General features: G+C 41.1%; 8 protein-coding genes. 5 read left to right on the forward strand and 3 right to left on the reverse strand.

The window, feature by feature from the left end; all coding sequences use genetic code 11:
- Nucleotides 1-840: 840 nt before the first annotated feature.
- Both mtaC and mtaB read left to right on the forward strand, forming a co-directional pair.
- On the forward strand, nucleotides 841-1,656 hold the full coding sequence (gene mtaC / locus BP621_RS11100) for a methanol--corrinoid protein MtaC (protein WP_394339304.1): 816 nt from the start codon (nucleotides 841-843) through the stop codon (nucleotides 1,654-1,656).
- A 13-nt stretch (nucleotides 1,657-1,669) separates the two neighbouring features.
- Nucleotides 1,670-3,058, forward strand: coding sequence for a methanol--corrinoid protein co-methyltransferase MtaB (gene mtaB / locus BP621_RS11105; protein ID WP_292389898.1), 1,389 nt, complete (start codon nucleotides 1,670-1,672; stop codon nucleotides 3,056-3,058).
- Nucleotides 3,059-3,359: 301 nt separating this feature from the next.
- Here mtaB and mtaA read toward each other — a convergent pair whose 3' ends face one another.
- The gene (gene mtaA / locus BP621_RS11110) at nucleotides 3,360-4,379 is read right to left on the reverse strand and encodes a methylcobamide:CoM methyltransferase MtaA (protein ID WP_292389899.1); all 1,020 of its coding nucleotides are present in this window, start codon (nucleotides 4,377-4,379) and stop codon (nucleotides 3,360-3,362) included.
- Between the two features lie 496 nt (nucleotides 4,380-4,875).
- On the opposite strand from mtaA, the gene BP621_RS11115 reads away from it, so the two are divergent.
- The 3 genes from BP621_RS11115 to BP621_RS11125 all read left to right on the forward strand — a co-directional run bounded on the left by BP621_RS11115 (nucleotide 4,876) and on the right by BP621_RS11125 (nucleotide 12,315).
- A complete protein-coding gene (locus BP621_RS11115) occupies nucleotides 4,876-5,406 on the forward strand; it encodes an O-acetyl-ADP-ribose deacetylase (RefSeq protein ID WP_292389901.1) in 531 nt (176 codons plus the stop codon).
- Between the two features lie 471 nt (nucleotides 5,407-5,877).
- Nucleotides 5,878-11,610, forward strand: a complete 5,733-nt coding sequence (locus tag BP621_RS11120) for a tetratricopeptide repeat protein (protein WP_292389902.1) — start codon at nucleotides 5,878-5,880, stop codon at nucleotides 11,608-11,610.
- Between the two features lie 561 nt (nucleotides 11,611-12,171).
- Nucleotides 12,172-12,315: a hypothetical protein gene (locus BP621_RS11125; RefSeq protein ID WP_292389905.1), complete on the forward strand. Its 144-nt coding sequence runs from the start codon at nucleotides 12,172-12,174 to the stop codon at nucleotides 12,313-12,315.
- A 548-nt stretch (nucleotides 12,316-12,863) separates the two neighbouring features.
- Here BP621_RS11125 and BP621_RS11130 read toward each other — a convergent pair.
- Nucleotides 12,864-13,130: a hypothetical protein gene (locus tag BP621_RS11130; RefSeq protein WP_292389907.1), complete on the reverse strand. Its 267-nt coding sequence runs from the start codon at nucleotides 13,128-13,130 to the stop codon at nucleotides 12,864-12,866.
- Between the two features lie 302 nt (nucleotides 13,131-13,432).
- Entirely contained in the window at nucleotides 13,433-13,930 is a 498-nt protein-coding gene (locus BP621_RS11135; protein WP_292389909.1) for a hypothetical protein, read from the reverse strand.
- Between the last annotated feature and the right edge of the window lie 99 nt (nucleotides 13,931-14,029).

The following is a 14,029-nucleotide window of genomic DNA, read 5'->3' on the forward strand; positions in this document are numbered from 1 at the left end:
GACATTTCTTGTATATAAAGCTCTTCATTTGGCAATTTTTAACACAGCAATTCAAAGCAAAAGAGATGTTTTGTTTGAATCTATATAGACATTGCCATTTCAATCATTTGTGATCGAAAGAGAGTCAGATGCTCACAATTTTGTTTTTGTGAGGGATTCATACAAGGAATTTCTTGTATATAAAGCTTTCGTTTAGTTGATTTTTGACTATAGATTTCATCGCAAAAGAAAGTTTTTGCCAAATCTATAGATTTAATGATCCCTGATCCTCTTAGATCAGGGGATCTCATAGATGCATTACTGACATATATACCTTTTGGGAAAATTCTTTCAAAATAAACCAAATTAATAAAATATTAGAGAATAAAGATAACTTATATTAAAGCATAGGATTTAGCTTAGGCCTGTTGAAAACTTTTTGTTACAGAGATTCTATGGCAACTGTGCAAACCTCCCGAAGACCTAGAAACCAGATATTATTATAAGGATTAATATAAATAGTAGTATATTTGTTTAAAATATATAGATTAGAAAAACCTATGATAACTATATATCAAGAATTATAAGGCTTCCCACTAGCGAATATTAGCGAATATTATAGTTTGCCGCTTAATATTAGAACCTTAAACTTGCTCAGTGGGTTTTATATATATTGGACTTCAATTAAAATGAGGGGAGTTAGGAGTCCTTTAAGAAATTGGGAAGAATTAGGGAGTTCATACCTGATTAGATCTCATTTAGTTGTCTCTGTGAAAAAATAGAGGATATTGAGTTCCTAAATAAGAATAAGATCTATCTCAGAAAGAATTTTGGTTTTTAGCCCTGCTTTTGCTCCTGTAAATGATTAGGGATTATTTGCTCCTCAAATGCCAAAATGGAGGTTATACATTGATAGATATAGATCCCAGTGGTATTCTGGTTCGCTACAATGTAAAAAGAGAAAAGGAAATGACACCGGAAGATGCTGCAGAAGAACTTTACCCTAAAGATTCAATGATTTATCCGATTGCAAAAGCCATCTTTGAAGGCGAAGAGGATGATGTTGTTGAAGGGCTGGAAAAAGCTATCAGTTCCGGGAAGGACCCGATCTCTCTTATCGATGACGCACTGATGGTTGGAATGGGAGTGGTCACAAGGCTTTATGATGAAGGAGTTATTTTCCTTCCAAACGTTATGATGTCTGCTGATGCCATGCTGGAGGGCATCGACTACGTTAAGGAGAAAGCGGGAAAAGCACCTGAAACCAAAGGAAAAGTTGTCTGTCACGTTGCAGAAGGAGACGTGCATGACATTGGAAAGAACATTGTTGCCGCACTGCTGAGAGCAGCCGGTTATGATGTGGTGGATCTTGGAAGAGATGTTCCTGTGGACGAAGTAATAGCGGCTGTAGAGAGAGAAAAACCCCTAATGCTTACAGGTACTGCCCTTATGACTACAACCATGTATGCATTCAAGGAAGTTAATGACAAGCTTCTGGAGAAAGGCTACAGGATTCCATTTGCATGTGGTGGCGGTGCGGTCAATCAGGACTTCGTGTCCGAGTATGAACTTGGAGTGTACGGTGAAGAAGCAGCCGATGCCGCAAAAATAGCCGATTTCATCAAGGCAAATGGGGATAACATTGTGAAACTGAGGGAGAAATTCCATAGACACTGAGGAGGCGGAGTAGATGGCAGTAACAAGATGTACTAAAATGGCTTATGCAAGCGCAGACGACATGGTTTTTGGAAAGTCCGTCAAGCCAGTAAAAACCGGACTGGGACTTGAGATCGGTGCCGGTTACACGACTCCCGAAGTTAACTACGCCCCAAGACCTGAAGCCGGCGCATCCAAAGAAAAACTCATAAAAGAGTATGAAAGGATCACCACCGACATTATGGCAAGGATGGTTCAAATCGGAGCTCCTGCTGTCGTGCTTGAAACCGAACACGTTCAGCAGATGTCTAATCACCCAGATTGGGGAGCAGCCGTTGCGCATGCCCAGAAAACTATTATGGAAGATTACCATGATGAGTACGGGATAAAATGCGCCCTCCGCCACACCATTGGTGACATCCGTGAGAGCAGGGAATTCCTCGAGCTCAGAGGAGGAAGTAAGTACAACACCTTTATGGAGGCTTTCGAACAATGTGCCCAGAATGGTGCTGATATGCTTGCAGTTGAGTCAATGGGTGGAAAAGAAGTCTTTGACTATGCGATTCTCAGGAACGATATGGCCGGAGTACTTTACGGCATAGGCGTTCTAGGTAGCATAGACATGGAGATGATCTGGCAAGACATTGCATCAGTTGCAAAAAAGAATAATGTAATAGCATCCGGTGACACCGACTGTGCCCAAGCAAACACTGCAATGTTCATTGCAGGCGGGCTGCTGGACAAGAACCTCGCCCACACACTCGCAATCATTGCAAGGTCGATTTCTGCCGCAAGATCTCTCGTTGCTTACGAAGCCGGTGCAGTAGGACCTGGAAAGGACTGTGGATATGAAAACGTTATCGTCAAAGCCATCACAGGTATGCCGATGACAATGGAAGGTAAGACTTCAACCTGTGCCCACTCCGATCTTATGGGTAACCTGGTCATGCAGTGCTGTGACCTCTGGTCCAACGAGTCCGTAGAATACCATGGTGAATTCGGTGGTACAACTGTCCAGTGCTGGTCCGAGACCCTTGCATATGACTGTGCCCTCATGAACGTTGCCCTCCAGTCTGGCAACGAGAAGATCCTGAGAGACTTATTCATGGCTTCGGATCTATACAGAGACGCACAGGGCTATGTACTCGCATACCCGAACGCCTACAGAGTCGGGCAGGCAATTGCAAAGAACGGAAACGATATCTACCTTCGCGCCAAGAATGCTGCAATCGAATGTATTAACATCGTAGAAGAAGGAGCGAGGAAGAAACTTGAACTTTCCAGGTTCGAAGCAAAAGCCCTTGCAGATGCTAAAGCAGCTTTCGAGAGCCTTACTGACGACAAAGAGCAGTTCATGAGTGACTGCCTTACGAAATATAAAGAAGAAGTTAAAGTTTTCAAGCCGGAGAACTACGGCCTCTAATTGAGGTAAGTTCTTCCCTTTTTCTTTTTTGAAACCTATTGAAATATAATTTCGTGTTAATGATGTTAATATTAGCTTTTTTCTTGACTATAAATTTGCCCCCTTGAGCGTCGCTAAGTTTGTTCATTTTATAAATTAGTCCGATTGATCAAACGAAGTGAGCGAAACGAAATTCGGGCCGTCCTCCCGAGACGGAACTCGGGATGCAGAGCCGCAAATCTGCCGAGACCGGATTTGGAAAACCGAGACCGGATTCGGAAAATAGAGAAAAAAATTAAAATAAGTTCTATATTTTGCTTCTTCAAGCGTAGTACTCGTTTCTTGCCTCTACCATGGCTTTAATATGGGAAAGTGGAGTCATAGGTGCAATTCCACAGCCAGGAGCCAGTACGTCTACACCTTCAGCAATAGCTTTTTTGGATTCTTCTTTGATTTTATCAATCGGGCCTGGCAGTAAAACGAAGGGGCTTGATATATTTCCTACGAGTCTTGCCCTACCTCCAAGCACTTCCTTAGCCTTTTTTATGCTGCCAACTTTTTCTTCAACGCTCAAGCCTTCAAAACCACAATCAGCCATATAATCAAGGATAGGACCTACACTACCACATATATGCAAGACTGTAACTGAATCTACTTCTGAGGAAAATTTCTGCAACCTTGACTGAAGTTCATTTTTAAAGGCATCAGGACTCATTAAATCAGGGGATGCCACAGGATCAGCAACAGAAATTACATCTGCTCCTGCAACCACCATTGAATTTGCATAAGCTATTGTGGCATCGGTTGCAAAATCCATTACCTGCCGTAACATCTCGGGCTTTTTAATAGACCACTTCATAAATGATTTTACACTCGCCAGATCGGAGGCAAGAGTGACCGGTCCTTCCATTCCTCCTATAATAGGTACATCTGATCCTACTTTTTCCCTTATAATTTTGATTGCATCAAGTACAGCCTGAATTCTGCCTCTATCAAGCAGGTTCTCAGGCATTTCCATGCCTTCGAGATCCTTAGGGTATGGGTGTGCAGTAACTGACGGCTGCCTGTTTTTTGTTCCCATATTAACCTCGCAGCCCATAGCTTCGGCAAGCACAGTCAGGCAATATGGTAATCTTACAGCTTCAAGCCCGCTAAGCTCGTAATTTGCAATCGCCAGTTTTGCCATTTGTTCAGGATCGGTGTGGGCTTCGGGCCAGGGAGCTCCAACTTCATCCATTAATTCAACAATTCCCGTCTGGGTTACAGAACAGACAGGCACTTTGTCAACTTCTTTTCCTTCCAGCGCGTTCAAAAGTCTCTTTTTAAGTGTCATTTCAGCCATAATTATCTCCCCATGTCAAGTTTCAATATAGAAGTGTTTAGCCTTTTGAGCTTTCTAGGACATTCTCGGCATGCTACTCTGATCTTAAAGATCAGTAACTAATAATAGTCTTATAACCCTTTGAGGCACATCAAAATTTTCAGAGTTTCCATCAAAGGCAAATAATCACCTTTGGAAAACCGAAATCCCCATGCCCAGATTGACTATTATAATCTAGGTTTTATGCTATATGATTGTTTGGGAATACGCACTTAAGATATGAATATAAAAGGAAAAATTACGCCAAAAAATAGCAAAGGGAAAAATAACCAAGTAAATCCAGCAGGTAAATCAAAAAGGCAAACAAAATTATAAAGCCAGAAAGTAATGCAAGAAAATAACGCAAAAATAACAGAAACAAAAAGGTCTAAGCAACACAAACTTTATACTACTCCCTTTATACTACTTCCAAAAAAATATCAAAAAAGATAAGGAAACCGAAGCAAAAGAGAAGATTATGGCACATATTTCGGACAAGATAAGAATAATCCAAGCAGATATTGTAAAATTGGAAGTGGATGCAGTCGTAAATGCTGCAAATACCACTCTCCTTGGTGGCAGAGGAGTCGATGGCGCTATCCATAGAGCTGCAGGCCCCGAACTGCTGGAAGAATGTAAGGGCTTAAAAGGCTGTGCCACAGGAGAAGCAAAAATTACAAAGGGAGGTCTCCTGCCTGCAAAATGGGTAATACATACTGTCGGCCCTGTTTGGCATGGAGGACAGAAAGGAGAAGACGATCTATTAGCTTCCTGCTACAGAAAGAGCCTTGAACTTGCAAGAGAATATGCCATAAAAACGATTGCTTTTCCAGCTATAAGTACAGGAGCATATAACTTTCCTTCAGAGCGAGCCGCAGGAATTGCAGTTTCCGAAATAACGAAATTCCTTCAGGAAAATATGTTGCCTGAAAAGGTTTTTCTTGTTTGTTTCAACAAAGAAACATACCGACATCTTCAAGAAGCGTTTTCAGGAGTTTTTAAGGTTTAATTTAAATTTTGGAAATTAGCTTTAGATTATACATATTTTTAGTTGTATACTTTATTTGTAATACAAGTTGCCTGCAAAATCCATTGAGAATATTTCTAAAAAGACGTTTTAAAAAATAAACAAAAAATTATTCTCCCACACTCAATTATTGAGATCGTTTATATACAATGTTAAGAAATTAGATTCTTAAGAAATTAGATTCTAAACAAAAATTAATAATGATAATAGACTTCGGGTTGAATGCAGTACTAAATTTAACGGTTGGCACTGGTAAATTGTTCACGCATTGGAAAAAAGTTTTAAATTCGAGCGAGACGTAAAAACTCGCAAAAACTCATAACTCGGGAAAAAAAGCAAAATATTATTAAGACCTGATAAAAAAGACTAGAATTCAAGTTTCAGATCTTTGAGCTTGCAGGAATAAAATTAGAAAAATTGCGGGAATAGAATTAGAAAAAAGAATCGGAGGAGTTGGTTATCAATCACGATGAAGCTTTTCAAAGAGGACTTGGCCTGATTAGACAAAAAAGGTACGAAAAATCGATTAACGTTTTCAACAAGATTGTAGACAAAGATCCAGGTCACACAGGAGCTCTTTTTAATAGAGGACTCGCCCTGTTAAAAATAAAAAAACCAGAAGAAGCCCTCGACTCCTTTGATCAGGTCCTGCACTTCGAGCCCGAAAATTTCGATGCTCTGTACAAAAAAGGAATTGCTCTGGCCACTCTTGGAAAGCTTGAAACAGCTCTTGAAGTCTATGACAACGCACTTGAAATAAATCCTGAAAATCCAAAAATCTGGTACCAGAAAGGACTGGCGTTTGCCGAATTGGAAAAAACTGAGGCCTCAATTCTTTGTTTTGAGAAAGCACTTGAGCTTGATCCGGAATGTGGAATCGCCTGGTATGCCCGAGGGACCGTAACTGGAAAAGCCGGCAGCTATGAAGAAGCCCTGGAATGTTTTGAGCACGCACTTGAGATCAAACCGAAAAATGCAGATGCTTGCTACGCAAAAGGCCTGGTTCTCGCAAAGCTTGATAAGTACGGAGAAGCGCTGGAATGCTTTGATTCTCTAATTCGGGAAAAACCCAGGCATAAAGATGCCTGGAAACAAAAATATTTTTCGTTGATAAAGCTGGGGAAGAACGAAGAAGCTCTGGAATGCATTGACGCATTTTTAAGAAAATTTCCTGTCAGCGAGACTGCTCTCTATCAAAAGGGCATTCTTTTAAACGAACTTTCCCGCTATGAGGATGCCGAGAAAACTTTTTCAAAAATCTTGAAAATAAATTCAGGAAATAAAGAAATCTGGCTCAAGAAAGGTCTTGCTCTTATCCAGCTGCTCAGGCTCAATGATGCCATAAAAGCTTTCGAAGAAGCCATCAGGCTGGACCCAACTTATTTCGAAGCCTGGAATTACAAGTGCCTTGCTCTGATGAAGCTCGAGGTCTATGAAGAAGCCCTTGAGGCCTTTGACTCTGTGCTTGAAATTTATCCGGAAATAAAGGAAATGTGGTACAACAGGGCTCTTGCTCTAGTGAAACTGCAGCGCTTTGGGGAGGCGGCAAAGGCTTTTTCCAGAACTGCTGAACTTGACCCTACATATGAAGACGCCCTGTACCAGCAGGGACGTTTGCTTGTGAGGGAAGGGAAATATGAAGAAGCCCTCAAAGCCTTCGACTCCATGCTTGAACATAATCCAGGCTTTATTAAGGCGCAAAAGCTCAGAGGTACTATGCTGATGAAGTTAGGCCGTATCGAAGAGGCTCTTGAATCTCTTACACAGAGTCTCGAAAAAGAACCCGAAAATTACGGGCTCTGGCTCCAGAAAGGATTAATTCTCCTTGACAGCGGAAAATTCGAGCCTGCCCTGAAAGCCCTTGAGAAAGTTGCAGAACTCAAACCCGATAACGAAGCCTGTTGGATGAATAAGGGTTTTGCTCTTTATTCCATGGAACGCTATGAAGAAGCCCTCGAAGCCTTTGAAGAAGGTCTGCGGCTGAACCCGTATCTTGAGAAAGGCTGGAATAATAAAGGAATAGTGCTCGGAAAGCTTGGAAGGATGGAAGAAGCCCTTGAGGCTTTTGAAAAAGCTGTGAGTCTCAAGCCTGACTTTGAGGACGCCTGGAGGAACAGAGGACTTGTTTTACTGGATGCCGACGAATATGAAAAAGCCAGCGAAGCCTTTGCCGAAGTTATAAAAACAAACCCTGAAGACCTTGATTCCATTTACAACAGGGGAACAGCCCTGCTAAAGCTCGGAAGAACAGAAACTGCTTTGGAATGCTTTGAAAAGAGTCTGTCTCTTAATCCTGATTATCCCGAACTTTTATACAGCCTTGCGGCTGCCCAGGCGAAGCTCGGAAAGCAGGAAGAAGCCCTGAAAACCTTTGAAAAACTAGCTGCGAAAGATCCCGAGAATCCGGAAATTCAGTTCAAGAAAGGAAAATTTGCAATGAAAATCGGAAAATATGAGACTGCGCTCCAGGCTTTTGATCAGGTGCTCAAGGAAAAGCCGGAATCCAGGGAAGCTTGGTATAGAAAAGGGCTTGCCCTAGTAAAACTGGAACGTTTTGAAGAGGCTATAACAGCCTTTGACAAAGTAATTATAAAAAATCTAGATTATAAAGAGATAAATAACTCCGATTACGAGGAACTAAGAAATCCCAATCTTGATGACATAAATAACCCCACATATGATGAAATAAAGAATCCCGATTATGAGGACGCCCGGACTTACAAGGGCTTTGCGCAGATGCAGCTTGAGAGGTACCTTCCTGCCCTTGAAACCTTTGAGAGCGCTCTTGAAGAAAAGCCGGATTCCGATATTCTCTGGTACTACAGAGGCCTTAGCCTGTATAAAATAAACATGTTAGAGGAAGCAGCGTGTGCCTTTGAGTCCGCAATTCGCCTTAATCCTGAAAGAGAGGAAGCCCTCGAGTACAGGGCTCTCTGTCTGTTTGAAACCGAACAATACGAAGCATCTATGGAGGCTCTTGAAGCTGTACTTGAAAGAAATCCGGAGAACCTTTCTACGCTCCATAAAAAGGCGCTTTGTCTCCTGCATCTAAAGAGGTATGAAACAGCAACTGGAACCCTTACCAGGATACTGGAACTTGATCCTGGCAACGAAGAAGTAAAGTTTGAGTTAGGTATCGCCAGTTTCGAATCCGGAGAGTATGAGAAAGCCCTTTCTCTTTTTGAAGAAGTAAGTGAGGGTTCAAAGGCAGGCTCTTTTGTATACGGCTCTGCACAAAACTCATCTGAACAAAATAATTTGGAACAAAAGTTCTCTGAACAAAGTATCCTTGAACAAAACTTATCTGAACAAAAGAACTCGGAACAAAAGAAATCTGAAGAAAAGTTCTCTGCGTTTTACTGGAAAGGACTTGTGCTTATCAGGCTGGAAGCTTACGAAAAAGCGCTTGAGGTTTTTTCGAGACTTGCCGAAGAGAATCCCCTGTTTGTAGAAGCCTGGTATTTGAAAGGTATATCCCATTCAAAGTTGAAGCAGCATGAGGAGGCAATAAAAGATTTTGAGAAAGTCATTGAGCTCGACCCTGCTTATCAGGATGCCTGTTACCAGTTAGGGGTTTCCTGTTTCGAACTTGGGAACTTTGAGGAAGCTATAAGAGTTTTTGAAGCTGTACTTAAAATCGATTTTGAAAACCTTGATGCCCTTTACATGAAAAGCCTCGCTTTACTGCGGTCAGGAAGATATGAGGAGTCAGCTTCAGGTTTCAGGGAAGTCCTTAAAAGAAATCCATCCGATACTGAAGCTCTTGCACACCTGAGCACAGCCTGCTTCAAGCAGGGGCTTTACGAAGAAGCCCTTGGACTCTTTGATCGGGTTCTGAAAAAGAATCCGGAGCGAAAAACCGTCATCTTCAGGAAAGGAGTTGCTTTAAAAGCCCTTGGAGAAGTAAAGAGAGCTTCTACTATGTTTGACTCTGTTCTTAAATTGAAGCCTGACTGTACCTACGCCCTTGAGCAGAAAGCCTATACTCACTTCGAGCTTGGGGAATATCAGGAAGCCGTTGAAGCGTTCAAGACGACGCTGGAATATTGCCCGAAAAAGGAAGATCTGTATTACTACAGGGGTATTGCCTTCTTCAGGCTTGGGAACTTTGAAGAAGCCGTAAAATCCTTTGAAAACGCTCGTGATTTCGGCTGCCAGCAGCCCGAAATGTCTTATTATGCAGGAATCTCCTACTTTGAAAACAGAGAATATGAAAAAGCCGTTGAAGTCTTTGATGCTGCCCTTAATTCCGGGATAATCGATCTCGAACTTCTATATAAAAAAGCCCTGGCCCTTTTCGAACTCGGAAAGTCAGAAGAAATGGTTTCTACTGTTGACACCCTTCTCGAACTTACAGCTGAGAACTTTAATATTAAAGACATAGGAGAGCTTGGGGAAGAAAATAACAAGGAAAACGCAGGAGAACTTCCGGCTTTCGAAAACACCAAGGCTTTTGAAGAACTCCTCGAAAAGTTTGCATTCTCCCTGATAGAGCTTGGAAGGTATGAAGAAGCCCTGTTGCCACTTGGAAAACTTACAGCAAGCGAATCGGCTTCAAAAGAGGCCCTTTACGGCAAAGGAATTGTGCTTCAAGAGCTCGGCAGACCTGAGGAGGCTCTGGAAATATTTACAGAACTTCTTTCACTTTATTCTGACTTTGAAAAAGCCTGGTACAGGAGAGGGCTCATTCTATTTTCTCTTGGATACTATGCTGAAGCCCTGGAGTCCTTCGAACAGGCTGCCCTGGGAGATCAGACAGAAACCCCTGAAGGAATTGGCGAATTAAACCCGGAAGAAACTCAGAGAGAAAAACCGAAAGAAAGTCCCGGATTAGAAAAGAAATTAGGATTAGAAGAGAAATTAAATGACACTGAAATCGAAGATGCCTGGACGAAAATGGGGCTTTCACAGCTTAAACTGGGAGGCTATGAAGCCGCTCTTGACATTTTTGAGAAAATCCTTGAAGTAAAACCCGAGGCTGCTGATCTCTGGTATGTAGCAGGGCTTGCTTTAAGAGGGCTTGATCAGGATGAGCAAGCCATTGAAGCTTTTGGAAAGGCCGTGGAGCTTGATCCAACCCTGGAAGCTGTCTGGGAACAGATGGGGCTTTCCCTTCTAAGATTAAATATATACGAGAAAGCAATCCAGGCTTTCAATTCCGTTCTAACCCTTAACCCCGAGAACGTAAACGCTCTCTACAGCCGGTCAGCAGCCAGTTTCAAGCTCCAACATTTTGAAGAAGCAGCTCAGGATCTCGAAAAGGTGCTCCTGTTTTCCCCTGATTTCCCGGATTCCATTGAAGCCTGTTACAGGCTCGGGATTGCCAGAATGGAGCTTCAGGAGTATGAAAAAGCCCTTGAGGCTTTTGATATAATTCTGCAGCAAAATCCGGCACACAGGGAAGCTCTCTATTACAGCGGGCTTGTGCTTTTCAACCTCGGGGAATACGAAGATGCCACCGAAGCCTTTGGAATGCTGCTGGAATCTTCGCCCGAAGATCCTGAAAGCCTGAACTACCTCGGTCTCTGCCTGCTGGAACTCGAAAACCCGGAGGCAGCCTTGAAAGCCTTTGAAAAAGCCACCCTTTTCAATTCGAAGAATGAAGAAGCCCTGTACAACGCAGCCACGACTCTTATCAAGCTCGACCGGGTCCAGGAATCGATTGGCTATTTTGACCGCATCCTTGACATTTCTCCTGAGAACATTGACGTCCTGAACTACAAAGGAATCGCCTTCTGCAAGCTTGAAATGTACAGGGAAGCTCTGAAAGCCTTTGACCTTGTGCTGGAAAAAGAGCCTGAAAATATCAAGGCAATTTATAATGTAGGGGTTGTCTGCTTTAAACAGAAGCTCTATGAAACTGCCTGCCGGGCCTTTGGCGAAGCCCTTGCCCTTAACCCCTGGCATGAGCAGTCCCTCAAGTATCTAGGGATCTCTCTTGCAAAAATGGAAGAGTACGAGGATGCATTGAGAGCTTTTGACAGGCTGCTCAGGATAAGACCTCACGATGTGCAGTCTATGAATTACAGGGGAGTTATCCTCGGAAAACTGGGAAGGTACGCCGAAGCCATAAGCACCTTCAATGAAATTCTGCGCCTCTATCCCGAAATGGCAGACGCGAAAAGAAAACTTGAAGCCTTAAAATGCATTGAAAACAAAGAGGATTCCAGCGAAAACTTTTACTAAGGCTTTTGCAAGAGAAGAAATTCCTGAGAGGTGGAGGGAGGCTTTTTCAGATCTTTTTTCTGAAGGCTGGTTACTAAAATTCTCTTTGAAAACAATATCATACAAATACTAAAATTGAAAACGGTTAAACTATAAAAGTCAATGAAGTCAGTTAATTAATGATAAGTGTTCGAATCCTATCCCTTGCACTTTTAGGAAGGGAAATAGATATCTCAAATTTTTTGTACTCTACTGTAAAATAGTAATATTATTGCTTTTAGAATATATAAATTTTAAATTAATTTTTTAATTATATAAATATATATTTAGAATTTTGTAGGTAACTGCAAAATATCAACATTGCTTTTTAATAAGATTTTGAAAAAAAATTTATAATTTATAGCCTTGTTCGAATAACAGTTAAATTTTTGTGCGCTGTTTTGAAAATTTTATGCAAAATCGCTTATTTAAAAAGTTGTCGTAAATAAAACCAATTTTTTATAATTTATCTAAAAAAGCCACCGAAAATATCAAAATTTTATGTCGTAATATAAATAGGTGAAATAATGTTTACAGTATCAAATGCTCAGGGGCTTCCCAAAGAAGACCGTTGTTAAAATGAACAAAGCTTTAGAGCATGAACTCCACAGTCTGGATAAGAATTATCCAGAGTACGAACCAAGAAAAGAATACAATGATGAGGATTTTAAAGAACCAAAAAAATAAAATTTAGAAAATTACATGTCAGATATGCTCTTTTCTTATGTCAGGTATGCTCTTGTTGTTGTCACTACCAGAGTTTTTGTTATAGATGTTTTGCATGTTCCCTTAATTGCTGTTGCAGTTACTGTATAAGTTCCTGGTTTGAGTGCACCACTACAGTTACAGATTCCATCTCGTGTACAGTGAACACAATAAGCAGAAGTTGTTAAAACTTTTGTAGTACCGCTATAAACGGTGTATGTCACTTTGTCTACAGGCCCCTTAATTGTAGTGTGAAATCCTACTTTGGCGGCATTTCCAGACACTGTAAAACTTGTAATCGTAGTATTACAAGTTTCTGCACTGACTACTGGCATAAATAAAAGAGTCAATAGCATAAAAATACTCAATATTCGTTTCACTTTTACTTATAATCCAGGGTAATACATATAAATGCTTTGAAACTGTCTTGAATTTGCTGTAAATTTGAAGTCAAGTTTTTGCATACTATGGAGAAAGTTGACCATCCAATATGGAATTTTCTACCCAACAGCTTTTTTAGACTTGTAATTTTACAGAAAAATCGACATACTACCGAAGGGCTTCTCACTTTCGGCGTTTTGCTTCATATAATGTAAAGTTCCCTTGGAAAAACCTAATTTTTTCCAATCAGAATAAGAAATACTAAGGATTTTTTGCCTAATTCCTTGAGAATCAATCCTTTTACCACCAAGTTCAGGGTAACAAAATAAATTTCCTAATTTTTTTGTAAGGTAAGAGCCAACTCTCTGCCTTAAATAGCAGGATAGAACCCTACTATCTAGTCTGTTTATCCCCATAACTCACAACCTAGTTCAGCATACTAAGGATAGATATATTCCGAGCTGCCAGCTCGGTTTTTTGGGATAGTTTTAGTACCCCCTAACAAAAATTTCTTAGTGTAAAGTTACATTGCCAACTTCTGGAACCATGGTACTAAGAAACCTCACTTTACAAAGAAGCAATGGTAGAGAGTTTTAAACGAAAATAAAAAGAGTTGAGAGTTCACATCATCCCTTACTTGAAGGACAGGAAATTTGTGACCCTCCGCACTCCCGAAAGGATAAAGAGTTTTAAAAAATAAAAAGAGGTTGCTTTATCTTCAAGTATTCAAGCCTGCTTTATAGCCTCTTGGGAAGCAGTCACTATAACCTCTTTCATAGCCTCTGGCATAATCGCTTTTCCTAGCTTCTTTCTTTATAAATGCACTGTAGGGCTTCCTGCTGTCGGCTTTGCCTTCTCTAAATCCGTCTTTATAGCCGTCTCTGCAGCCGTCTTTGTAACCTCTGTCATATTCTTTTTGATTTCCGCCTGCCGACCCAGCTTTCAGGCCTGCTTGATAGCCTTTCGGGAAACAGTCACTATAACCTCTCTCGTAGCCTCTGTAATAGTCGTTTTTAGTGGCGGTTTTCCTTATAAATGCACTATAGGGTTTCTTGCTGTCGGCTTTACCTTCTCTAAATCCGTCTTTATAGCCATCTCTGCAACCGTCTTTGTAGCCGTTGTTATATTGTTGTTGGTTTGCGCTTGCCGCCGCAGCTGTCACTGATACTATAAAACAGACCACCAGCAAAAAAGCCAATGTCTTTTTTATATTCATTTATTCACTCCCCCAATCTGTTTCAACTTTACCAATTTTGCGTATCAATTTTGCAAACGTTGGTTTTTCAATCTATCCAATGTTAGCAGATGCATTTAT

The organism is Methanosarcina sp. UBA5 (assembly GCF_002505485.1).
In the GTDB taxonomy this organism is placed as follows: domain Archaea; phylum Halobacteriota; class Methanosarcinia; order Methanosarcinales; family Methanosarcinaceae; genus Methanosarcina.